This is a genomic window from Faecalibacter macacae (genome assembly GCF_003687725.1).
In the GTDB taxonomy this organism is placed as follows: domain Bacteria; phylum Bacteroidota; class Bacteroidia; order Flavobacteriales; family Weeksellaceae; genus Empedobacter; species Empedobacter macacae.
Genome location: NZ_RDOJ01000016.1, coordinates 1 through 25,563, shown reverse-complemented (window position 1 = coordinate 25,563; position 25,563 = coordinate 1). Strand labels below are relative to the sequence as shown.

Sequence of the window (25,563 nt, the reverse complement as noted above, 5' to 3'; positions counted from 1 at the left end):
GTTGAAGGTTTTTTTTATACTATACTAATTTTACTTCCTTTTTCTTCGTCTTTTACAATATTCAGCGACATCGGAATTCGTTCTTTTAGCTCTTCTACGTGAGAAATAATACCTACAATTCTATTCTCTTTATGTAAATGATTCAATGTCTCAAAAACGATATTTACAGCTTCTGCGTCTTGTGTTCCAAATCCTTCATCAATAAAGAAGAAATTACGATCTGCTTTCGAGTTAGATTGTACACTTTCGGCCAATGCCAATGCTAAACTTAAAGAAACTTGAAATGCCTGACCTCCCGATAACGTTTTAACACTTCTTGCACGTCCTTCGTTTAAATAATCTACAATTTCAAAATCATTGTTTTCATTAATCTGTAAACTCAACTGATTTCTTGTCATTCGGTGAAAACGAATATTTGCATTTTCACATAATTGTTTTAGATAAATAGACGAAACATATTGCACAAATCCAGCGGCATTAAACATATTTTTTAATGTAGATAAATTTGCAGCTCGTTTCTGTAATTTGTCCATTTCTGTCAATAAATCCTTTTTCGCTTCAAAGGATTCTTTCAATATTTCAATTGCCGTTTTTAGCTTTGTTACAGCTTCTACCGCTTCTTTTAATTGTGATGTTATTGTCTTCAATTTTTCTTCTTGAATTTGATATACTTCATCATCAAAAGAAATTGATTTTAGCTTTTCTTCTAATTCTTTTATCGAACTTTTTAATGTTTCAAATCGTACTCTAAAATCTTCTAATTCTTGACGAACTTGCGAAATATTTAAGTTTAAATTTAATGTTTGATGAACGATTTCTAACGATTCAAATTGATTTTGAATTAATGCATTTTCAATTTGCTTAGAATAATCCTTCAACTCATTATTCAAGTCTACAATTTGCTTCTGTAAAGAAGCTATCGAAGTTTTTTGTGAAGCTAATTTTGGATTTAAATCATTTAAATTCTGAGTTAATCGTGTAAAATCCTGCTCAATTTTATGATTAGAAATCTGTAATTTTTCTAATTTATTTTGAACAATTTCAGCCGTTTCAGATTCAAATTCTTCAAATTTCAACACTTTAAGATGTTCTTTATTTTGCTGAATTTGAGAAGCTTTTTGTGCTTCGTCTAGTTTAAATTGTTCTAAAGCTTTCGCGAATTTCTCTAAATTCTCACGTTCTTTTTCTAACAATTCTCGTTGCTGAATCAACAAATTATTTTTCTTAACAATTGATTTTTCAATTGCTAAAGAAGCATTTTTTCGTTCTTCATATTTTGCAAAATCCTTCGAATCAAAATCTTTCCAAACAAATAATTCTTGTTGAAATTTTAATTGATTAACCAAGTCAGTTAAAAGATTTTTTTCAGTTTTTAATTGCTCTTCTATTAACTGTTTTTTGCTGTTAATAGTCTGAACATTTTGTTGCAGTTTTCTTAATTTTTCTTGGTCTGAAACAACTTCTAAAATTAATTTAGAAACATCCGACAATTGATTTGTTACATCTTCAACCTCGACAATATGCGGATGATCTTCTGAACCACATAACGGACACGGTTTTCCATCATGCAAATTATGTGCATATTCAGAAATTTTTTGTCTTACTTCAATTTCGTTTTTTTGCTTTTCGTAAGCGATTTTCTTTGTTTCTAATTCTTCAAATCTTGAATTAAAATCAGTTTCAAACGAATTGATATTTATATTTTGTTTTGCTAATTCCTCTGTAAAAACTTCTATTTGTTTTTGAAAATCAGCTACCTTTTGTTCTTGTTTTGTGATTGATTGTTGGATATTTTGATTCTGATTGAACCAGTTTCCAACTTCCATCAAAGTTGTGGAATCAATTTTATTTTCAGTTAAAGATTTGATTTCTTTTTCTAACGATTTAATTTCTTTCTCAATAGAAATTTCTTTCTCTTTAACCTCTTCAACTTTAGCTAAACCTTTTTCAGTTCTAAATTTCAAAGCTTTTATTTCCTCCGAAAAAAATAAAATCTGTACGATAAATTCCAACTCAGCTTCCTCCTTACGTTTTATTGGTAAAGAATCAAAAGTTGGTTGCAAATCATTTAATTGTTTAGAAACTTCTGCAAATTGATTTTCTATTAAAATCAATTGTTTCTGTTCAGCTTCAATTGTAGAATTCTTCTGAAGAATTTCTTTTTGAACCTTTGATTGATCAATTAATAATTGATTAAAAGCATTAAAAATCAATTCATATTTATACAATTGATTTTTACGTTCATCAATTAAAACTTTTTGCTCAGATAAATTTTCGAAATCAATTTTCTTTTGCTTTAAACTTTCAAAATCTGATTTTAAAGCTTTTAATTTTTGAAAATTTTCATTTGCTTCTGCATATTCAATTTGATGTTGACCAGCTACTTTTTCTAATTCAACGAATTGATTTTCTAATTCTTTGATATAATCTTCAGAAACTTCCTCGAAACCTGATAATTTCCCTTGTAATTGATCTACATCAGACTGATTTTTCTTTGCTAAAACAGCAACTTTATCTTGCATATCAAAACGATGAAGATTAAAAATTTCCTTCATCATTTGTGTACGATCTTTTGCTCCAAGCTCAATAAATTCCTTGAATTGACCTTGTGGAATTATAATTGTTCGTTTAAAATTAGCATAACTTAAACCCAATAATTCTTCCGCATTAGTATGATTAAGCGGCATCCAAACCTCATCTTTCAACTCAGAAAAAACAACAGTTGGCGATTTTACATCATCAAAACGTTTAGAATTTCTCTTAAAATCTCTGGTAATACGAAACTTTTTATTTTCATGATTTATAAAATCAAACTCGATATACGAACGATTAGATTTTAAATTCATCATGTTATAGGTACGTTTATCACGTGCGTTTAAACGTTCTGTTTCTCCGTATAAAGCGTAAGTTATAGCTTCTAAAATAGATGATTTCCCTGAACCAACGGCTCCGAAAATCCCGAATAAACCGGCATCAATTAGGTTTGTAAAATCTATAGTTTGTCTTTCTTGATAAGAATATAATCCTTCTATTGTTAGTTGAATTGGTATCATAGGCTGGGTATTAATGCTAATAGTTCTCGATACATTATCATTCATTTCATTACTGATAATTACTCGAACTGACAGAATTTATTAAATAGTATTAAAATTAACGACTCTGTCACTTCGAGTAGCGAAACTTGTGAAGCGTATCGAGAAGTCATATTTATTTTTTCTTGGCTAAATTTCTTAAATTATCAAATTCACCATTGATTAGCGCTTCTTTTTTAAGTTTTGACCATTTCTTAATCTTTTTCTCATAAGAAATCGCTTGTTGAAAATCTGTAAATTCACAATAAAAAACCAAATCAAGTGGTCTACGTTTATATGTATAAGATTCTTGATACTTTCCTTGAATATGTTCTTCTATACGATTATATAAATTAGAAGTAAATCCTGTGTAATATGTATTATCTGAACATTTTAAAATGTAAACATATCCTATCTTCATAATACAAAATTTTAGTTCTCGATACATTATCATTCATTTCATTACTGATAATTACTCGAACTGACAGAATTTATTAAATATAAAATAATGAGAAAAAGTAATGTTGAATTTATTTCAATATCTCAACCATCAAGAATTCATCACTTCATTAAATAAATCCAGAATTTCAGCATTCGGATCTTGATTTCCGTTTTTAGATTTAAAATAATCTTTGAAAAGCTCTTTCATATCCTTATCTAAATTGATTTCGGTATGAACAGCATTTTCCGGTTGAGTATTTTTTACTTTGGGTATTAAATGAATAATTCCGTCATGCGATTGATAAATCAATTTTCTATCTTCCGCCTTTAAAAAAGTATCACTTTCTATTGTTAATTCGACCAAAGTATTTTGATTTTCATTTAACCAAGAAACTGCATTTTCAATGTCATCAAACTTTTTTCGAATTAAAGGACGACCATTTTCTAAAGCAATTTTATCAAATTTTACAATTTGATTTGGTTCGGCTTCAATGATCGAAACATATTTGGTTTGTCCCGCTTCTGAAAAGCTATAACACAAAGGTGAAGATGAATAAACTACCGGTTTTTCTTCTGTACCAACATTATTAAAACCATGTAAATGCCCTAAAGCTGAATATTGAATTTGAGGCGGAATTGCATCTGAATAAACTAAATCTGCATTCCCAATTTTAATTGGTTTTTCGCCTTCAGGTTCTTCTAACAAAGTAGTTTCGCCTTGCTTGTTCATATACAAGTGAGAAACCAATAAATTGATTCCATTTTCATCGCAATATTTAACCGCAATCGAAGTCCATTGTTCTTTTAAAACCTTATTTAGTTCTTCGTCTTTATTTTCGCCGAAGTATTGTTTTAAACGAATTTCATTTGCATAAGCAGTATGTACGATTCGAACTGGTGTTATAGAGTTTTTAAGCTGTAACTCTAGAAATCCAGCATCTGATTGAGTGATTTTAAATCCATCCAATTCGAATGGATTAACCACTGCATTTGGATAACCGATTAAAATAATTCCACATTCTCGCGCTAATGGATCAGGAGCATCGATACGATCTGGCGAATCATGGTTACCTCCTATTGCAATAACAGGACGTTCACCATTTTTAGCTAAACGTTTTAATGTTTTATAAAATAATTCGACAGCTTCTACACTTGGATTAAACGTATCAAACAAATCACCTGCAATTAAAACTAAATCGACTTGTTGCTCATCAGCAATTTGTACAATTTCGTCCATTACCAAAATTTGCTCTTCCAAACGAGAAAAATTGTCTAATTTTTTACCTAAATGCCAATCAGCAGTATGTAGAATTTTCATTATTTATTCTTCGTTAGTATTTTTTTCTTTCTCATTCATTTGCTGAATGATTTCTTTTAAACGAGCTTTACGACCAGCTTCAGCATCTTTAACCTTTTTTCTTTGTTGAGCCTTTTTAGCTTTCACTCTTTTCTTATTCGCTTCTGTATTTCTACTCATTTCTATAAATTTACACTATTAAAAAGACAAACTATGTCGCTATTTAATTATTTCGCTAACATGTTTTTCAATATTCATTGTAATTTGTTCAATTGGTAAATCATCAAAATCAGTTCCGAAAGGCTCTTCAATCATTTCTGCAATTAATTCTAAAGAAGCTAATACATAAAAAATAAATGGAACTGCAATCGCGACAAAATAGCCCATTGAAAAAACTAAACCGATTGGCAAAGTTATAACATATAACACAATAAATTTCTTGATAAACGAACTATATGAATAAGGAATTGGTGTATTTTTAATACGTTCGCAAGCACCACAAATATTTGTAAACTCCTGAAATTCTTTATCAATCATCATAAATTGGTAAGAATCAAGAATACCTACTTTATTTAAAGCACATAATTTCTCGTAAATTAATCTCGCTACTTGGTTTGGTCCGTGCTTAGAAATTAGTTCCATATCGTAGTATTTATCTTCATCTAACATGAATTTTGAATAATCGCTACGTAAAAAACTAAATAATGTTTTGGCATATAAGGCAATCGCTTTCTTGAAAAAATTTCTATTTTCGATATCATCCTCTGTCAACAATCCATTTAATTTAATTGCAAAATTTCGTGAAGTGTTTGTTAAGGCTCCCCATTGTTTACGACCTTCCCACCAACGATCGTAAGCTGAATTGGTACGAAAAACTAGTAACATCGAAATAACAAAACCTAAAAGGGAATGCACAGTTGTAATTTCTTTCAACCATGATTTTGATGATAAATTCAGATACTCTAATTCAAAATATGCAATAGCTGAAGAATAAATTCCCATTAAAACAATAAACGGTAATAACTTGACAAATGTATCTGATTTGTGAAAGTAAATGACAGAATGAAACCATTCTTTGGGATTGTAAATCTTCATAAACAAAAAATCTATATCGTATAATATCAAAATTAATAAAAACAGATAAGTTTGTTTTTATGAAATAAGTAATTTATCTTTAATCAATCATTAGATTAATCTCTGTTCTCACATTCTTAAGAGATTAATATTTTGATATAAAAATTAGCAATTAGATATTTATTTAAACTCGCCCTCGCAATTCATACTTTGTTCAGTTTATGTATAAGAGTTTATTAAAATAAATATTTTACAATTTTTAGAGTTGAAAATAGAAATCCTATTTTCAACTTTTTTTGTTTTATATTTTTCCGTTCATTAATATATTAACGATAAAAACATTTGTTATTCTGTCTAATAATTGGCTGGAAACTTTTATATCTAAAGTTTTATAAATTTGAAGAATAGTATAAAAATAAAGCGCAATATGGATAATAACCAATTGCGCCTATATTTATAGTTGAGTGTATTTTAAAAACGATATCCTAAAGATGCTTGAAAAACTTGATTATTCATTTTATAATGTGATCCACTTTCATCATTAAAATTAGATAATCCAAAATTGTAGCGAACTGAAGCAAATATATTGATTGCACAACGATAAGCTAAGCCTACAGGTAAAGAAAAATCTATATCTTTTGTTACATCTTTATAATCTACTGTAGTCCCTTTTAATTTATCTTCGGATTTCGTTAAAAATCCAATTTGTGGTCCTGCTTCGATAGATAATCCATCTATCAAATAATATTTCGCTAATATGGGTACATTAATATAATCGAGTTGACTTTTACGAGTTGAATTATATTTAGTTCCCTGTGCTGAATACAAGACTTCCGGTTGGATTGAAAATTTATCCGTTAATTCAATTTCAGCTAAAAATCCAACATGAAAAGCATCCAAAGCTTTCACATTTTCAACATCGCCTCCAATTTTAGCAGCGTTGTATCCTGCCTTTACACCATAATGTAACGTTTGAGCTTGTAATGAAACAGAAAATAGTCCCAATACAAGAATTAAAATAGTAAATGTTTTTTTCATAATTTTAGTTTAATTAACTCAAATTTAATCAATTAAATTTATAAATAAGAAAATCCCTTTAACAATAAGCTAAAGGGATTAATAATATCTTGATTAATTTCTTAAATCTGTTGATACGTAAAGTTTTCTCCTAAATATACACGGCGTACATCTGGATCGTTTGCTAATTCTTCTGGCGAACCAGATTTTAAGATTTTACCTTCGAACATAATATAAGTTTTATCGGTAATAGCTAACGTTTGAGATACGTTGTGATCGGTAATTAAAATACCAATATTTTTATCTTTTAATGAACGAACAATCTTTTGGATATCCTCTACCGCAATAGGGTCTACTCCCGCAAATGGTTCATCTAATAAAATAAAATTTGGTTCAGTTGCTAAACATCGTGCAATTTCGCAACGACGACGCTCACCTCCTGATAACAAATCACCACGATTTTTACGCACGTGTTCTAATGAAAACTCTTCGATTAAGGCATCAACTTTCATTTGTTGTTCCTTTTTCGAATATTTTGTGAATTGTAATACTGATTTGATATTATCTTCCACTGAAAGTTTACGGAAAATTGAAGCTTCTTGGGCTAAATATCCAATCCCTTTCTGAGCACGTTTGTACATGGCATCATTAGTAATGTCTTGTTTATCTAAAAAAACTTTACCCTGTGTTGCTTGTACTAAACCTACAATCATATAGAATGACGTCGTTTTACCAGCACCATTAGGTCCTAATAATCCAATAATTTCTCCTTGCTCTACTTGGAAAGAAACTCCTTTTACGACGTGTTTTTTGCCGTAATCTTTAATTAAATTTTCTCCTCTTAATACAATTCCCATATCGTTGTAAAGATACGTTTATTATTTAATCGAATTGATAATATCGTATTTAGTAATGATATTGTGTTTACCATTCTCTAATTCGATTAATACCGCTTGATTATCTTTTGTAATTAATTTAGAAACTTCTTCTACCGATGCATTAGCCTTAACAATAGGATAAGCAGCTCCCATAATTTCGCGAATTGGCTTTTCTGCAATTGCTGGATTATCTAAATAAGCTTGGAATAAATCTGTATCTGATAAAGAACCTGCGAATCCGTTGATGTCAACAACTGGAATTTGAGAAATTTTGAAACGACGCATACGATCGATCGCGTGAGAAGCTAATTCTTCTGTACGAGCGATAACTAATGGTTTATCTACGTGTTCTTGAATTAAATCTACAGCAGTTTTAACATCATCTTCTAAGTAACCTCTGTCTCTCATCCAATCATCGTTAAAGATTTTACCAACATAACGAGAACCTGAATCGTGGAATAAAACTACAACTACGTCGTCTGGACCAAATTCGTCTTTCATTTGTAATAAACCTTTGATCGCAGAACCTGAAGACATTCCAACGAATAATCCTTCTTCTAATGCTAAACGACGCGTATAAACAGCTGCATCTTTATCTGTAACTTTCGTGAAACCGTCAATTGTATCAAAGTTTACGTTTTCTGGTAAAATATCTTCACCAATTCCTTCTGTTACATAAGAGTAAACTTCGTTTTCGTCGAAAATTCCTGTTTCTTTATATTTTTTGAAAACTGATCCGTACGTATCAACACCCCAAACTTTAACGTTAGGATTTTGCTCTTTTAAGTATTTTCCAACTCCAGAAATAGTTCCTCCTGTACCAACACCTACGATAAAGTGAGTAACTTTCCCTTCTGTTTGTTCCCAAATTTCTGGACCAGTTTGCTCGTAATTTGCTTGTGCATTTGATGGATTATCGTATTGGTTTACGTACCATCCGTTAGGAGTTTCTTCAGCTAAACGCTTAGATACAGAGTAGTAAGAACGTGGATCTGTAGGCTCTACATCAGTAGGACAAACAACTACCTTAGCACCAACAGCGCGTAAGATATCCATTTTCTCTTTTGATTGTTTATCTGTAATTACACAAATTAATTTATATCCTTTAATAATTGCAGCTAAAGCTAATCCCATTCCTGTGTTACCAGAAGTACCTTCGATAATTGTACCACCTGGAACTAATCTTCCATCTTTTTCAGCATCTTCAACCATCTTTAAAGCCATACGGTCTTTACAAGAATGTCCTGGATTGAAGTATTCTACCTTTGCTAAAACTGTACATGGTAAATCTTTAGTAATGTGATTAATTTTTACTAAAGGTGTATTACCAATTGTCTCTAATATATTATTTGCGTATTTCATTCTAATACTTATTTAATTCTTTTAATTAATTATCTAAAATTGATTGCCTTAGCTGGTGTAATTTTAGAAATCATATATGATGGCAAAAGTAATACAATTGCACAAATTATGATAGCACCTACATTTAATAATACAATTGTTGGAATATCCAGATAAACTGGAGCAACAGATATATAATAGTTTTCTGCAGGTAATTTTATTATTTTAAAATATTTCTGAATCAATAATAATCCCAAACCAATTACATTTCCGGCGATTAAGCCAGGTAACATGATAAATATAGCGTAATAAATAAACAAGGTTCTAACTCTCCAATTGGTTGCACCGAATGCTTTTAATAATCCAATTGATTGTGTTCTTTCTAAAATTAAAATTAGAAGAACCATCACCATGTTGATGATAACGACAAACAACATAATAACTACGATAATTACAATATTTTTATCAAAAATTGTAATCCATTCGTTGATTTGAGCAAATGAATCCGATGCACCTTCCGACAATAAATTGTACGGGATGTTTTGTGCTACTTCGCCCGAAACTCGTTCAATATCTTCTACATCTTTTACAAATAACTCGAAACTTCCTACCGTAGTAGAATCCCATTTATTTAAATTTTGAACGTGTTTAATATCTCCAAGCATCACGATATCATCAAAATTTTTGATATCAGATTTATAGATTCCTTTTACATTAAAACGTCTATAAACAGGCTTACTTTCATCGCGAATAAAATACATCACAAACGAACTATCAATATCCAGTTTTAATTCGTCTGCTATTTTTTGAGATAAAACTACATCATTTAAAATCGAATCGTTATTGATTTTCGGAAACGAGCCTTTTACTAAAAAATTCTGAAATCTAACAGTATCATAATCCGTTCCTACTCCTTTAAAAACTACTCCACTAAAATTTTCAGCAGTACGGATTACTCCACTTTTATTTGCAATAGCTTGCACATGCTCTATATCCGGTATTTGTTTAAACTCGGGATAAAAAGCTTGTTTAATTGATAAAGAATCTGAATTTAAAGAATTATTGCTATTATAATTTTTAATTGTAATATGGCCATTAAAATCGGCTAATTTACTTTTGATCGCTTTACGCGCACCAACACCAGTAGAAATCGTAACCAAAGAAACTATAATTCCTAAAGCTACGGCAACTTGTCCGATACGAATGATAATGCTTGATAAGTTATTTTTAGTATTTTTACCAAGCGCTATTTTTTTAGAAAACCACCAAGAAAAGTTCAAATTATTAATTTTTACAATGATACATTTATGTTGACCTTCAACATAAATCCATTTTGTTTAAACTAATGATAAATCAATTATCATCATGAAAAAACTTGTCAAATATACATCAATTGCTTTACTTCTAAGCACACCTTTATTTACGATTGCACAATCTTTTGATCAAAAAGTTCAAATTAAAGACAATGGACAATTAGTTAAAGAAGTTCATGGTTTATCAATCGGATTAGGTGCTGAAAATTCGGCAGCATATTTATCGCAATTAAAAGGTAAAAAAATTGGAGTTGTATCCAATCAAACCGGAATTTTAAGAACAAATCCATCACAATTAGAATATAAAAACACAATACATTTAGTTGATTTTTTGATTGATAATGGGATTAATGTTGTAAAAATTTACTCGCCAGAACATGGTTTCCGTGGTGATGCTGATGCTGGAGCTAAAGTAAAATCGGGTGTAGATACAAAAACTGGTTTACCAATTGTTTCATTGTATGGAAATAACCGTAAACCAACGGATGCACAAGTACAAGATGTTGATATTTTGGTTTTTGATATGCAAGATGTTGGGGCACGTTTCTATACATACATTTCTACATTACATTATGTAATGGAATCTGCAGCAGAAAATGGTAAAAAAGTTATCGTTTTGGATCGACCGAATCCGAATGCACATTATGTAGATGGACCAGTGATGCAGCCAGGATTTACGTCTTTTGTTGGTATGCACAAAGTTCCGATTGTTTATGGTATGACGATTGGCGAATATGCACAAATGATTAACGGTGAAGGTTGGTTAAAAAACAAAATAAAAGCGGATTTGGAAGTAATTCCTTTAACGAATTATTCCCATAAATCGAGATATACTTTACCTATAAAACCATCGCCAAATTTACCAAACGACCGTTCGATTAATTTATATCCAAGTACGTGTTTGTTTGAAGGAACAAATGTAAACGAAGGACGTGGAACAGATATTCAATTTCAGGTTTATGGTTCGCCATTCTTAAAAAATATGCCTTTTGAATATACGCCAACTTCTATGCCTGGCGCAACGAGTCCGAAATTTAAAGATGAAGTTTGTTACGGTGAAGATTTATCGCAAGAACCTTATATGAACGAAATCTCGTTGAAATGGTTAATTAATGCGTATAAAAACAATACGAAACAACCATTTTGGACATTGAACGGTAAAAAATTATGGATTGATCAATTATCTGGAACGCCTGAATTAAAAAAACAAATTGAAGCTGGTTGGTCGGAAGAACGCATCAAAGCTACTTGGCAAAAAGATTTAGAGGAATTTAAAATCGTTCGTGCTAAATATTTGATTTATGAAGATTAGTCAATGGTAAAAAAATCTGTTTTAAATAAACTTTCAGCTAAAGAATTAGAAAAATATATTGCTCCAAATTCAAGGTTTACAAGTGATGCTATAAAATTAGCTTTGGAAATATTGAATGAAAGAGGTTTTACTTTTTCTGAAGAGGAAATAAATCGAATCAATTCACTTATTAAAACTAAAATTGAAAATGAACGTAAAGAAAATTTATTAGACTCAAACTTAGTTTATCCTAATCATCCTGAAGCTAAAGAATTATTTACTAAAACATTTATTGTTGGTGTTTCAATTTTTGGAACATTCGTTTTTGGAAGCTATTATTTATATTGTAACTTTAAAATTCTTAATAAAATAAATAAAAAAGCGATTATTGCTCTTTTACTTTTTACTGGTTTTTCAATACTTGTTGATGTAATTATTCTTCCTTTTCTGTATGAACATCAAGAAGAAATAACCGAAGTAATTAGAAGGAATACAATAATTACAAGATTACATGAAAAATATTTCTACTTAATCATTTTCTTTTTAATACGGTTAATTTATTCACTAGCATTTATCGATCTTATTTGGAGAAAATTTATTGGAAAAGATTTAAAATATAAAGAGAAAACGGAGCTTATTTAGCTCCGTTTTTTTATGATACTAATGCAAATTTTGTTTATTTACTAACTTCTTTCAAAAATTGAGAAGGTGAAATTTCTACCTCTTTTTTAAATATTATTGTAAATCTACTATGCGAAGAAAATCCTGCTAATTCTGCAATATGACCAATTTTATATTTTGCCAATTCAGGTTCTTTTAAAATACGATTTACAATGTATTTGATTCGAACTTTGTTTATATAATCATTGAAATTAGAATCTCGGTGTTTCTTTAATATTTGTCCTAAATACTTTGTATTTGTATTTAAGAGTGTAGCCATAGAAGAAACTGTCATATTTTTATCCAAAAACAAATTATTCATCTCAAATTCTTTTAATAAAATTAAAATTTCTTTCTCTTTTTGTTCTGAAATTTCAACCAATGTAGATTCTTTTACAATATTATCTTCATTACTATTATTTTCATATAATTTTATTATTTCAAGAAATTTTTCTTTTTGCTTTTTACGCTTATTTACTTGATAAACTATTATAGACAATAAAGTTAAAACCAATACAACTCCAATTCCTACTATTAAGCCTATGTACGATTGCTTCTGCTCCACAATCTTCATATTCTCTTCTTCAGCTGCTTTAAAAACTTTCTGATTAGCAACCATTGCATTAGCTGTAATTTCTTGAGAATCTTTTAAAAACTCTTTTTGAATCGTATCTTTTTTTACTTTGTCATTTAATAAATCATAAACTAAGACTAAGTTATCTTTAAAACCTAATTCATAATAAGAAATATTATATTCTTTTGCTTTAGCTAAACCAATTTCATAGAATTCTTTTGCTTTTTCGTAATCACCCTTAAGTCTATAAACTGTAGCTACGTTATTGTAATAATTAAGTGTGTGATAAGTATTTTTCAAATATTTATCATTTTGAACTTTAAGTTTTTCTAACGTTTTTATTGCTAAATCATATCTATTTTGATGAGAATACACAACTGATAAATCATTTAATGCTTTTATATAACCATCTTCATTCAACATTTTATTTTTCTCATAAAAACTAATAGCTTCTTTTAGTGTTTTCTCGGCTTCATCTAATTGATCTAACCATTTATGTAAAAATGCTTTTGAAACTAAATTTGATGCAGTGGCTCTATAATAAAAATTGTCTTTGGGTTCTTTTGCTAATAATTCTTCAATTTTTGTAAGATTATCTTCATATTTCGAATATAATTTTAAAAAAATATAAACCGCATTTTGCATGTTATATGAACGAATTTTTTCTTTTGGAAAATCATTTCGATCAATTATAGAATCTGCCAACATAATATTTGTAAAACCTTGATCATAATCGTTTGTATACAAATAAGAATTCGCTTTGATAAAATGTCCTACTACTTTCGAATAATCATCTTTTGCTATTTTTAATATCGAATCTCCTTTAGCTAATTTTTCTTTCTCCGAAATTGAACCATTTTTCATCAAATTAGTGAAATATTGTTCCATTTCAATATTTACTTGAGCTTTACTATAATTAGAAAAATGCGTAAATAATAAAATTATATATATCTGAAATACTCTATTCATTTATTTGTTAAATGTTTAAACATACGTAATAAGTCTTCATAGTAAATATTTATATATAGAAATAATTATACATATATCTCAGCAAAATTAATTTCACCCGTCATAGCATCAAAGGCAACTGAACAATTCTCGTATTCATAAATATTATCTGCGCGCATTGGTTCTTGATTCAGATTTATCGGAAAATTAAATTGTTTTTTTACATCATTTTCCGAACTGATATAGCTTAATCCATAAACAAATTCTTTGCGAAAAGGTTCAGTTATTGGCGTTGGAGAAAAGAAAACTTTTATTGATATAATTTCATTATTTAAAATTGCAAATAAGACTCCATCTTCTTTAAACAATAATTCGTAGTCATAAGAATCGGAAACATTATTCTCTCGTTTTGTAGCTTCTCCATTTAATGAGTTTTGAAACTGAATTACTTCATCGTCATTTATCTTTTTTCCTAATATATTCTGAAAAACACTCATTGTAATTTATTATTATTTGTAGTTAAGTTGCATAAAAAAACCTTTCAAAATATGAAAGGTTTTATCAATATTAATTATTTAAAAATATTAGTTTTCTTTTAAATAAACACCATCAGCTTCAAAATTAAATTGTAACTGAGGTTTTGTTATTTTAGCAATTTCTTCTTTAGATTTACCTGCATCTTCTGCATAGTGACGTAATTTATCTACAGAAATTTCACTAACGAAAGCTTTACCATGTACTACGATATCAGATTTTTCACCGTCTAAAGGCATAAAGAATCCGTAGTCTTTGAAACGTACAAAAGATTGCTCTTCTCCTTTACCTAAATCAACTTTCATCCAACAACCTTTCTTTTTACAAACAGATTCGATTGTAGATTTAAATTGAACGTTTTCAATTACATCTCCATCTTTCATGTTATCATATAAAGAACCTAATTCTACACTAGATAAAGGTTTATTAATATCAAATGATTCTCCATAAACTTGGTAAGCGTATAAATCATCAATTTTAACTGAACCCGAAGAAATAATTTTCTTTTGTTGTTTCGTTAATTTTTCTGTTTTTGCTTTATTATCTTCTTTTTTAACTTGTGCGTTTGTTGTAACAGCAAAAGCCATAACAGCACAAACTCCTAAAATATATTTTTTCATTATAATCTTATTTATTACAAATCTAAATAATTATTTACTAATAATCTGATGTTTGGATAAGAATTATTCATCAATTCTGCAATTTCTTCTTGTTTTTTCCAAACTACTTCCTCAATACCTTCTTCGGTTTGGGGCTGTGGAGTATCAGTACCATTATAGGTAACCTCGAACCAATAAGTTTCTTTAATGATATATTCTTTTTGAAAATAAATATGATAAGTAGACATCAAAAATCGCTCTAATTGCAGTGGTGTAATACTACATTCTTCTTCAATTTCTCGAATTGCGGATTCTTCTTTTGTTTCACCCTCTTCCATTTTACCTTTCGGTAAATCCCACTTTCCTAAACGATAAATAAATAGATATTCGTCATTTGGGTTACGTACAATTCCACCAGCAGCTTGAATTAATTTAAAATGATTAATGAATAAAGACCAGACTTGAACTATGTTATCACTAAAAATATTTAAATGTGTTACACCTGTATTAGCTAAAGTATGAAATGCTTCATCAAATTGAGATTCATGATGAAACAGTATATTTTTCGCATCTGGCTTTGATTCTTGGTCGAAAGTCAATAAACTTTCATTAAAAAAAACTTTGTACATTTGAGCTATTTGATACAAATTTATAAAAAACTCACAGGAATATGAAGGTAAATACAAATAAAGTACGCTTCTCTAAAAATCAAAAAGAAGCATACGATTTCTTATTAGATATGCAAAACTACGAGCAATTGATGCCTGCTGATACGAAATCTTTTGAAATACATGAGTCTGGAAAAGGATTTACTGTTGGTGTTGGTGCTTTACCAAAAGTTGGAATGCGTTTAAAAGAAATGAATGAACCCTCACAAATCGTTTTCGAATCTCCGGCTCCGGCTTTCGATTATACTTTAACTATTAACATCGATGCGGTTGATGACGCAACTTCTGATGTACAATTAGATTTTGACGGAAAATTTAACATGATGATTGAAATGATGGCAAAAGGTCCATTAACTTCTTTTATCCAAACAATTTCTGAAAATTTAGGAAAAATATAATCCATTTGGATTAGAAAAAATATAAGCACCTCAAGTAATTGAGGTGCTTTTTTCTGCATTAACCTCAATATATTTAACTGAATTACAATAGGATAATATTTTCAAAATAAAGTAACTTTGTAAACTATTTCATACTTAATGCAGAAGATTTTATCTATATTTTGTTTACTTGTAACAACCATTATAAACGCACAATATATACGTGTAGATAGAAGTTTTACACCTACACAATTAGTGAAAGATATTTTTCTTGGATCTGATTGTATAGAGGTTGATGAACGCTCGATAGAAATTACAGGTTTTAATAATTCTACCAACATCAGCTATGGTTATTTTGAAAAAGGAACGTCTAATTTTCCTTTAGAAAATGGTATACTTTTATCTACAGGAAATCTAAACGGTGCTGTTGGTCCTAACAATTATTTACAAAGCTTTACTGCGAATAATTGGGAAGGCAATCGTGATTTGGAAGAAGCTTTAGAAATTAGAAATACATTAGATGCTACAATTTTAGAATTTGATTTTATTTCGCACCAAGACGATCGTATTAATTTTGAATATATTTTTGCTTCAGAACAATATTTACGTACCGCTGCCGAAGGCCGTTGTGGTTATACAGACGGTTTTGCTTTCTTAATCAAAGAAGTTGATTCCAGAGATGATTATCAAAATATTGCAGTAATTCCTAATACATCAATTCCTGTTTCTGTCTTAACTATTTTCGGGAATGGAGGTTTGTGTTCTCCTATCAATTCGCAATATTTTGGTCAATTTAATATTGGAAACTCTGCTACAAATTTTAATGGTGAAACTGTTGTTCTAAATGCGGTTGCAAATATTACACCTGGTAAAAAATATCATATCAAATTGGTTATTGCCGATCAAGGAAATGGATTGTATGATTCTGGGGTTTTCTTAAAGGCAGGAAGTTTTTCGGGTGGTAAAGACATTGGTGACGATTTATTAGTGGCAACTAATAATGCACTTTGCCTTGGTGAAACAACAATTTTAGATGCTACGACTGCTAATGCAACTTCTTATAAATGGTTCAAGGATAATGTAGAAATTATTGGAGCTACAAATGCAACATATACTGTTAATTCTCCTGGAAATTATAAAGTCGAAATTTCCTTACATTCAGGTTGTACAATTACTGCTGAAAGAAGAATAGAATATTATTCAAGTTTAAATCTATTACAAACTAATTTCGAGTTTTGTGATGAGGATTTAGATGGTGTTGTTTCGCTTAATTTAGCTGATTTCAATAATCAAATCCTTGCGAATACGAACACTGTTCAAATGAAGTATTTTAATACACTGGCTGATGCAGAAGCAAATCGAAATGAAATTCAACAATTAAATTTCACAACAACAGATCGTACCAAAACCATTTTTGTTGCTATTATTACGGATCGTTGTCCATCTGTATTTTATCCAATTATATTTACTAAAAAAACTTTAAGTTCAGTCAACCCAATACCAACAATCGATATTTGTGATGATTTATTAGATCATCAAGAAACGATTAATCTTGAAGATTATCTTGGTTTTATTCCAAATATCAATGATAATTATCGTTTTTTTGCAACAGAATCTGATGCACGAAACAATATAAATCCAATTAGTGAACAACAAATATTAACTGGAGATACAACTTATTTTGTACGTTTTTCACAAGTTGATTTATGTGATAATTTTACTTCAATTTCATTCAAATTAAAACAAGCTAAACGTTCAGAAACATTAGTAGACCAAACAATCTGCGAAGGTGCCACGACTACTTTAAATGCTGGTTCAGGTTTCGATTCTTATTTATGGTTACATAATGGCTCAACATCTCAAATTATTACAAATGTTCCTGTCGGAACGTATCACGTTCGATTAGAATTTAATGGTTGTTTTTACACCCAGGAAGTAATAGTACACGCAGCTGAAAATCCAATCATAGAAAATGTAATTGTTACAGGAACAACGGTTACAGTTACGGTTACAAATCCGACTGCAAATTATTTATATGCATTAGATAATGGACCTTATCAATCTTCAAATATATTTTATAATGTAGGCATTGGAAATCACACGGTTTCGGTAAAATCTTCAAGTGAATGTAATCCAGTTTCCGAAGATTTCGCTATTGTAAATATGGTTAATTTTATTTCGCCTAATAATGATGGTATCAATGATGTTTTAGATTATTCAGATTTAATGTATAAATTGAATCCAAAATTTCAAGTTTTTGATCGATTTGGAAAGATTATTTTTGATGGTTCTCCTTCTAATAATTACATTTGGGATGGAACTTTTAATGGTAAAAAAGTAGCTTCAGGAAGTTATTGGTATACGTTAGAATTTAGGGAACCAGGATCTGAAAAAATCATAAAACAAACGAATTGGATTTTAGTAATAAGTAAATAGTGTAATGGATAAATGGTGTGCTTTTCCTAAAAAGGATTTGATGATGGAGCTTTTTATGGCTGAACAAGTTTTAGATACAAAAGAGGATAAATTATGGAATCAGATAAAAATTTCTCCAGAAATATGGACTTGCAATGATGTTTTCACTGAAAATTTCTGGGTAGTAGCTAAATATAAAAATTGGGTAATTTGGTATAATGATATCGAAGAAGGATTTAATCTTTCTAAATATAAAAACGAAGGTGAAATAATAGAATATGGCGCTTCGCAACAGGAATTAAATTTTGCGATACGTGAACTTCAATCAAAATAAAATTCAATAAAAAACGGGAACATAATTGCTCCCGTTTATTCTGACATAATATAATCTAAAGGCAATAAATCTGCTATTTTCTTAAAGCTCCAATACTCTTCAACAATAATATCTTCTGGACTTTGATAACTTCCATCTGGAAAAATTTGTAATGGTTGATTCAAACTAAAAATAGACAGTTGATTACCTACTAAACTTGTTTTCCTATATTTTTGAACAAATTCTAAATCTTCCTTTGCTTTTTTAAATTCAACCGAGTAAAAGCCATCAAAATCAAGGAATTTTTGATCATTTTTTTGCATCCTAATACTATCAATTAGAACAGGTTGATTGATTAAATAAGTGATAATTTTTGGTGGAACAGGCCCATTAAAAGTTTTTACCAAAGAATTATCTAATTCTTCTTTATACTTTATATATGCAGGATTTTCTTGCCTAATTAAACGTTTTAATTCAAATCCGTTTTCTTGAATTTTATTTTCATAAACACTTTTCACAAAATGTTCTACACTTCCTAAATAAGCCTCCTTCCTATTTTTATTCCATTTATTAATTGTTGATTGATTACCTTTTATCTCTTTAAAATTTGATGTTCCAATTACTAAAACATAATTGGTTTTAAAGTTTAAATCAAAATCAATTAAATCATATTCCACCTCATAACCTAAATAATTATTCTTTAATATAAGTGGTTTTCTTGCTGATGCTTTTAAAATTCTTTCATTCTTATCATAATTGAATCTAATATCGTCTTCATTCAGAATTTTACAATGTTTTGCAGCAATTTCTCGACCTAAAAAATATTGTTTAAATAGACTTAAATAATACTTTCTATCTTCTTTAGAAATTGGAGAAACAACAGTTTCTTGCAAATTAATATTCTCAACTTTTAACGTAATTTGCAAAGGATATTTTGTAGAAGAATTGATTGTAATAAATGAATTATCATAAAGTTCTTTAGTAACAATTAATTGATAATTTCGGATAGGAAGATTGAATAAAAATTCACCGTTAACATTAGTAAATGTAGAATATGTTGATCCGTCAATGTATACTTTTGCAGCTTGTATGGGATTTCCATCTTCATTTTTAACAACTCCAGTAATCTGTAATTGTGCTAATAAATTAATGGAAAATAAACAACTAAATACTAAAAGTAAATATTTCATCTTGATGAATTTTAAGTTAATTCCAAGATATAAAAAAAGCCCGAATCTTTCGATTCGAGCTTTAAAATATATAAAATCTTGTAAGATTATGCTCCCATTGATTTTTCGTAACGCTTACGATCAGTTTCTTTTAAGTGAATCTTACGTAAACGGATGAAGTTTGGTGTAACCTCGATACATTCATCAGCTTGGATGTACTCCATACATTCTTCTAAAGTCATTTCGATTTTAGGAGCGATAGAAGATGAATCGTCTTTACCAGCTGCACGGATATTGTTTAATTTCTTAGCTTCAATAACGTTTACAACTAAGTCGTTGTTACGAGAGTGCTCACCTACGATCATACCTTCATAAACCTCTTCACCTGGCTCGATAAAGAATTTACCACGATCTTGTAATTTATCGATAGAGTAAGGAGTTGAAGTTCCTTGATCTTTAGAGATAATAACTCCTGCAGAACGTCCAGCGATAGCTCCTTTGAATGGTTTGTACTCTAAGAAGTTGTGTGCCATTACAGCCTCACCTGCAGTAGAAGTTAACATTAAAGAACGTAATCCGATTAATCCACGAGATGGAATTTCGAACTCTAAGTGTTGCATACCTTCTTTCGCTTCCATAACTAATAAATCACCTTTACGTTGAGTTACTAAGTCAATTGCTTTAGAAGAGTAATCATCTGGAACATCAATTACTAATGTTTCGTATGGCTCACATTTAACACCGTCAATTTCTTTGAAGATAACTTGTGGTTGTCCAACTGTTAACTCATATCCTTCACGACGCATAGTCTCGATTAATACAGATAAGTGCATGATACCACGTCCGTAAACTAATTGAGTATTTGAATCTGAAGTTGGCTCAACACGTAAAGCTAAGTTACGCTCTAATTCGTCAGTTAAACGATCAACTAAGTGACGAGAAGTAACGAATTTACCATCTTTACCAAAGAATGGAGAGTTATTGATACCAAATGACATGTTCATAGTTGGCTCATCGATGTGCATTACTGGTAATGCTTCTGGGTTTTCAGCGTCAGCGATAGTATCTCCAATTTGGAAACCGTCGATACCAACTACAGCACAGATATCACCTGCTTTTACTTCTGTAGCTTTTACTTTACCTAAACCAGAGAAAGTATAGATTTCTTTTACTTTTTGTTTTTTAGCTGTTCCGTCAGGCTTAGCTAAAGCAACCCAATCTCCTTCTTTAATAACACCACGAGTAACTTTACCAACTGCGATACGTCCTAAGAATTTAGAATAATCTAAAGAAGTAATTTGCATTTGTAATTCACCTTCGTGAGCCTCTGGAGCTGGAACGTGCTCTAAAATACCGTCCATTAATGGTAAGATATTTTCTGTACGAACATTTTCTGTATTAAACCATCCTTGTTTAGATGATCCGTAATATGCTGGGAAATCTAATTGCTCTTCTGTAGCATCTAAGTTGAAGAATAATTCGAATACTTTATCGTAAACCTCATCAGGACGACAGTTTTCTTTATCAACTTTATTAATAACTACTAATGGTTTTAATCCTAATTCTAACGCTTTTCCTAATACGAAACGAGTTTGAGGCATTGGTCCCTCAAAAGCATCAACTAATAAGATAACTCCATCAGCCATTTTCAATACACGCTCTACTTCTCCACCGAAATCCGCGTGGCCAGGAGTATCGATAACGTTGATTTTAACATCTTTGTACATAACCGAAGCATTTTTAGAGAAGATTGTAATCCCTCTTTCACGCTCGATATCGTTGTTATCCATAATCAACTCTCCAGACTCTTGGTTTTCTCTAAAAACGTTTCCAGAGTGAAGAATTTTATCAACCAACGTCGTTTTACCGTGGTCAACGTGTGCGATAATCGCAATATTTCTAATGTTTTGCATCCTTGAAAATTATGGGTGCAAATTTACGATAAAATTATTTTTTATTACTATGTATTTGATTTTATTTAAACAAATCTAAAGTATATTTGGAAAAACGTAAATTTTGTGAATTGTTTTTAGAAAATCATTCCCTTTTTTAAAGATTGACTAATGTAAATTCAATTTTATAATCATATTTTAAAACTTAATAATGATTCTATTGTCATTTAGTACCAAATATTTAGTTATTATAACAGAATTTTCATTTTTTTTTTTGCAGAATTTTAATATTTACTATTATTGAATAGAATTATTGAATAGAATTATTAATTTCTAAATAGAAAATAACAAAAAATCCTTCAAATTATTGAAGGATTTTTTGTTATTTCTGTTGACTTAAAAGTTCTTTCGCTTTCTCCTCTTCTATTGTTTTCTGAAATTCAGAATTCTCCTCATCTGTTTCAGATAATTCTTCTCTTTCGTATTTACCTACTTCTACTTCAAAAGTATCAGCTGGTCCAGTAATTTTAATAGGAATACCTATTATCCCAAAAGGTGGTAAACCAAGACGCATACCAATATTCATATTACCATCTAATGTAACCTGCCCTTCTATTCTTGGTCTGAAACCAGCTACTTTAAACTTTGTTCGCTCAATCGTAAGTACATTATTATCAATCTTCGTCTTTACCTTAACATTTTTCAATTTAGCATCATGTAAAGCATCTGTCGAAGTCTTAGCTGCAACCGTATTAAATACTTTGAATCCCATAAATTGCACATCTTCAACCATTATATCTCCACCACCTTTTACGGTTTTTAAACGAGGAAACATATCAGCACCTAAATATCCTTCTAAATGATAATTCATCGACACTTTTCCATGCGCATTTTCTGCTGCACTTGCCAATTCTCTAAATAATGTAATTTCTTTATACGCACGCTGAATATCAAAATTATTAGCATCAATATCAAAAGAAAACTTAGCATTTCGACCATTGATTGGTCTATAAGTTCCATTCATATTAAATGTTGAACCTATCATATTAAACTGAGTTGTATTTAAGGATAAATTTCCTTTGTTAAGATTTAAATTTCCATTGAAATTATCTAAAACTAAATCATTAAATAATACTTTTTTGGCTTTACCATTAATATTTAATTCTACGTCTTTTGGCAACATTACAACTCCTTCATTCGAAGCTGATGAACTCGAAGTTTCATCACCACTGAAAAGCATAAAATCGTTAATATTAACTTTTGATGTTTTAAAGTTAATATTACCTTTTAATGTTTCGTTTTCCTTTAAAGCATAATTGATGTAATTTGAAACATTTCCATCAAAAATAAACTGATTTCGCTTATATCTTGCCTTAACATTCTCGAATGTCAACTGATTTCCATTAAACTTGAAATCTCCTGTATTAATTTTAAATTTACTTGGAAAATACTTTGTGTTAATTGTAATATTTTCCAATTTCACGAAACCTCTGTTTTGTAAATTATTTAGTGCAGCTCCGTTATTTCCCTTTAGACCAAGATTAGCTGTAATCATTCCATCAACATCCAAACCTTCTATCGGGAATAATTTATAAATATCTCCCAACTTAATTTGACCTTTTGAATGAACTCTATAATCTAAATTATTAAAGTTTTTCAAATCTGCATTAATGGTAAAAGGTTTACCTGCCAATGAAAACGAAATTGGTAAAATTTTAACTGACAAATCACTAAAAGAACCACGACCACTTTTCAGATGTGTTTCAATACTGATATTTTCTAATGGTAAATTTGGTAAATCTTCGAAACGTAAATACCCATTTTTCAAAACAAAAACTGATTTACTTACCGGAACTTTTTTACGATTTGGTTCGTATGTTCCTTTCGCTTTCATTTGTGCAAATAAATCACCACGTAAATCAATTCCAGTTAATGGATAAATTTTATAGATATCTTGTAAATGCATTTTAGCTTTAAAATCAGCATCGATTGGAAAATTCTTTAAATTCGAAATTTTCAATTTTCCTTCAATAAAATTATCTAACGCTTTTGCATCTATCTGATGAATTAAAACAGATGTATTTTCATAATTGCCATCTTTATTGGAAACTTCTAAATCAAAATTAATATGATCAATTGCAGCTGGCATTTCTGCCATTTTAAAATAACCATTATTTAGATTTGATTTCATGTAAAAAGTCGGAACTTTTATCAATGAATTTTTAGAATTTGTAACTATAGAACCTTTCCAATTCCCTTCTAATTCTAATACTCCTTTAGTATCTATTTGCTTAAAACCCGTTGCATTTTTTAAAGCTTCTAAATCTATATTCGACACAATTTCTCCTTCAGTAAACATTGATGCACCAGCCCAATACGTAAACTTAGATTTTGTTAATCCATTTAATAATTTAAAATCCAATTGATCAACTTTAACACGTAATTTATCCGGATTTAAAGCTGGCAAGTCAATACTTGAAGTAAGATTTAATCTTTCGATAGGAGTTTTTGATTGCTTATAATTTAAAGAACCATCTTCTATTTTTGCTTCAATATGTATATCTGGATTTTGATTCATTTCCGAATTCATAATTCCTTTCATCGTAAACAAAATTGAAGATACTCCCTTCATTTCAATATCTTTTGCCCATTCTTGATACGCTTCTGGAATAACTGCAGGAATCGTTTTTAAGTCATTCTTTTCTGAAGAAATATTTAAATCAAACACCTTATTTTCGTTAGGCATTTTTAATGAACCTTTTAAAGAAAAAGGAAATTGCCCTAACACTAGTTGATTATCCGTAAAATCAAATGAAAGTGTATTTAAATCGATTGTAGATTTAATTTTTCCTTTTAACGGAAGATTTTTTACATAAGTATCTTTATCTAATTTAAATAACGAATTCTTGATATCAGTATCGGCGTCTATCGTTATAATATTATCTTTTAAATCTAAAAATCCATCATAATTAAAACCTTTCAAATCCAATACAACTTTAGTCGATTGATCGTTATAAATAAAATTTGATTCATTGATTTTAATATCATTTAAAGACAATCCTACTCCTGATTCATTATCTTTTTCAACTTCTTCAGAAGGAAATATAATATCGTAATTATTACGACCTAAGCTATCTATCTTTAAATTAATATTTGCTTGATTAATATACAATTCATTAAAGATAATTTTATCAGCAAATAACGACTTTACATCAACTCCTAAAGCAATTTCTTTCGCATCAATTAAATTCTCATTCTTAAAAGGATTAGAAGCTTTTATCGAAGAATTTTCTAATGTAACTGTAAGTTTCGGGAAGTGTTTAAAAAAGGAAATATCTATATTCTCAAATTCGACTTCTGTTTTTACATAATTATTTGCAACTTCTTTGATACCTTCATTAATTGTACCCTTAAAAAAATAAGGTGATACATATAAACCCAAAGCTAAACTACTTAATGCAATTCCAGTTCCTTTTAGAACTTTATACATTTTTGAAATCGATTTTTTTTCCTTTTTCATAACCGTATAAACAAATTCTAAGCAATACTATCGATAGAAACATTGCTACAAATATTTTTTACTCAATTTTTTGAGCATAAAAAAAGCCAAACATTACTGTTTGGCTTATTGTGACCTGGCTGGGGCTCGAACCCAGGACCCCAACATTAAAAGTGTTGTGCTCTACCAACT

The 25,563-nt window shown here is 29.5% G+C and carries 21 protein-coding genes; 5 read left to right on the top strand and 16 right to left on the bottom strand.

Annotation, left to right across the window (positions count from 1 at the left end; translation table 11 throughout):
- Positions 1–14 precede the first annotated feature (14 nt).
- The 9 genes from EAH69_RS10900 to EAH69_RS10865 all read right to left on the bottom strand — a co-directional run bounded on the left by EAH69_RS10900 (position 15) and on the right by EAH69_RS10865 (position 10,399).
- Complete coding sequence (locus tag EAH69_RS10900) at positions 15–3,053, bottom strand: AAA family ATPase (protein WP_230466788.1); 3,039 nt, start codon at positions 3,051–3,053, stop codon at positions 15–17.
- A gap of 154 nt (positions 3,054–3,207) precedes the next feature.
- Entirely contained in the window at positions 3,208–3,492 is a 285-nt protein-coding gene (locus EAH69_RS10895) for a GIY-YIG nuclease family protein (RefSeq protein WP_121935239.1), read from the bottom strand.
- Positions 3,493–3,621: 129 nt separating this feature from the next.
- Positions 3,622–4,830 (bottom strand): metallophosphoesterase family protein, encoded by a 1,209-nt coding sequence (locus tag EAH69_RS10890; protein WP_121935238.1) that lies wholly within the window; start codon positions 4,828–4,830, stop codon positions 3,622–3,624.
- Positions 4,831–4,833: 3 nt separating this feature from the next.
- The gene (locus tag EAH69_RS13955; RefSeq protein ID WP_230466787.1) at positions 4,834–4,989 is read right to left on the bottom strand and encodes a hypothetical protein; all 156 of its coding nucleotides are present in this window, start codon (positions 4,987–4,989) and stop codon (positions 4,834–4,836) included.
- Between the two features lie 39 nt (positions 4,990–5,028).
- The gene (locus tag EAH69_RS10885; RefSeq protein ID WP_121935237.1) at positions 5,029–5,904 is read right to left on the bottom strand and encodes a bestrophin family protein; all 876 of its coding nucleotides are present in this window, start codon (positions 5,902–5,904) and stop codon (positions 5,029–5,031) included.
- A 450-nt stretch (positions 5,905–6,354) separates the two neighbouring features.
- Positions 6,355–6,921: a porin family protein gene (locus EAH69_RS10880; RefSeq protein ID WP_121935236.1), complete on the bottom strand. Its 567-nt coding sequence runs from the start codon at positions 6,919–6,921 to the stop codon at positions 6,355–6,357.
- Positions 6,922–7,022: 101 nt separating this feature from the next.
- Positions 7,023–7,751, bottom strand: a complete 729-nt coding sequence (gene lptB / locus EAH69_RS10875) for an LPS export ABC transporter ATP-binding protein (protein WP_121935280.1) — start codon at positions 7,749–7,751, stop codon at positions 7,023–7,025.
- A 27-nt stretch (positions 7,752–7,778) separates the two neighbouring features.
- Entirely contained in the window at positions 7,779–9,140 is a 1,362-nt protein-coding gene (locus tag EAH69_RS10870) for a pyridoxal-phosphate dependent enzyme (protein WP_121935235.1), read from the bottom strand.
- Positions 9,141–9,169: 29 nt separating this feature from the next.
- Entirely contained in the window at positions 9,170–10,399 is a 1,230-nt protein-coding gene (locus EAH69_RS10865) for an ABC transporter permease (protein WP_121935234.1), read from the bottom strand.
- A gap of 85 nt (positions 10,400–10,484) precedes the next feature.
- Here EAH69_RS10865 and EAH69_RS10860 point away from each other — a divergent pair, with 85 nt between their 5' ends.
- Together EAH69_RS10860 and EAH69_RS10855 are read left to right on the top strand one after the other, a co-directional pair.
- A complete protein-coding gene (locus tag EAH69_RS10860; RefSeq protein WP_121935233.1) occupies positions 10,485–11,744 on the top strand; it encodes an exo-beta-N-acetylmuramidase NamZ family protein in 1,260 nt (419 codons plus the stop codon).
- A gap of 3 nt (positions 11,745–11,747) precedes the next feature.
- Positions 11,748–12,365: a hypothetical protein gene (locus EAH69_RS10855; protein ID WP_121935232.1), complete on the top strand. Its 618-nt coding sequence runs from the start codon at positions 11,748–11,750 to the stop codon at positions 12,363–12,365.
- A 34-nt stretch (positions 12,366–12,399) separates the two neighbouring features.
- Here the strand turns inward: EAH69_RS10855 and EAH69_RS10850 are convergent, their stop codons facing one another.
- The 4 genes from EAH69_RS10850 to EAH69_RS10835 form a co-directional block, all read right to left on the bottom strand.
- Positions 12,400–13,926 carry a tetratricopeptide repeat protein gene (locus EAH69_RS10850; RefSeq protein WP_121935231.1) on the bottom strand — a complete coding sequence of 509 codons (1,527 nt, stop codon included), beginning with the start codon at positions 13,924–13,926 and terminating at the stop codon, positions 12,400–12,402.
- A 65-nt stretch (positions 13,927–13,991) separates the two neighbouring features.
- Positions 13,992–14,402 carry a hypothetical protein gene (locus EAH69_RS10845; RefSeq protein ID WP_121935230.1) on the bottom strand — a complete coding sequence of 137 codons (411 nt, stop codon included), beginning with the start codon at positions 14,400–14,402 and terminating at the stop codon, positions 13,992–13,994.
- Positions 14,403–14,489: 87 nt separating this feature from the next.
- Positions 14,490–15,059, bottom strand: a complete 570-nt coding sequence (locus EAH69_RS10840) for a DUF4920 domain-containing protein (RefSeq protein ID WP_121935229.1) — start codon at positions 15,057–15,059, stop codon at positions 14,490–14,492.
- A 14-nt stretch (positions 15,060–15,073) separates the two neighbouring features.
- A complete protein-coding gene (locus EAH69_RS10835) occupies positions 15,074–15,667 on the bottom strand; it encodes an NUDIX hydrolase (protein ID WP_121935228.1) in 594 nt (197 codons plus the stop codon).
- 41 nt (positions 15,668–15,708) lie between these two features.
- On the opposite strand from EAH69_RS10835, the gene EAH69_RS10830 reads away from it, so the two are divergent.
- The 3 genes from EAH69_RS10830 to EAH69_RS10820 all read left to right on the top strand — a co-directional run bounded on the left by EAH69_RS10830 (position 15,709) and on the right by EAH69_RS10820 (position 18,832).
- The gene (locus EAH69_RS10830; RefSeq protein ID WP_121935227.1) at positions 15,709–16,104 is read left to right on the top strand and encodes a hypothetical protein; all 396 of its coding nucleotides are present in this window, start codon (positions 15,709–15,711) and stop codon (positions 16,102–16,104) included.
- Between the two features lie 138 nt (positions 16,105–16,242).
- A complete protein-coding gene (locus EAH69_RS10825; RefSeq protein WP_121935226.1) occupies positions 16,243–18,519 on the top strand; it encodes a choice-of-anchor L domain-containing protein in 2,277 nt (758 codons plus the stop codon).
- A 4-nt stretch (positions 18,520–18,523) separates the two neighbouring features.
- Complete coding sequence (locus tag EAH69_RS10820) at positions 18,524–18,832, top strand: hypothetical protein (protein ID WP_121935225.1); 309 nt, start codon at positions 18,524–18,526, stop codon at positions 18,830–18,832.
- A 35-nt stretch (positions 18,833–18,867) separates the two neighbouring features.
- Here the strand turns inward: EAH69_RS10820 and EAH69_RS10815 are convergent, their stop codons facing one another.
- The 3 genes from EAH69_RS10815 to EAH69_RS10805 form a co-directional block, all read right to left on the bottom strand.
- Positions 18,868–20,001, bottom strand: coding sequence for a carboxypeptidase-like regulatory domain-containing protein (locus EAH69_RS10815; RefSeq protein WP_121935224.1), 1,134 nt, complete (start codon positions 19,999–20,001; stop codon positions 18,868–18,870).
- 86 nt (positions 20,002–20,087) lie between these two features.
- Positions 20,088–21,893 (bottom strand): translational GTPase TypA, encoded by a 1,806-nt coding sequence (gene typA, locus EAH69_RS10810; RefSeq protein ID WP_121935223.1) that lies wholly within the window; start codon positions 21,891–21,893, stop codon positions 20,088–20,090.
- 361 nt (positions 21,894–22,254) lie between these two features.
- Positions 22,255–25,362: an AsmA family protein gene (locus tag EAH69_RS10805; RefSeq protein WP_230466786.1), complete on the bottom strand. Its 3,108-nt coding sequence runs from the start codon at positions 25,360–25,362 to the stop codon at positions 22,255–22,257.
- Between the last annotated feature and the right edge of the window lie 201 nt (positions 25,363–25,563).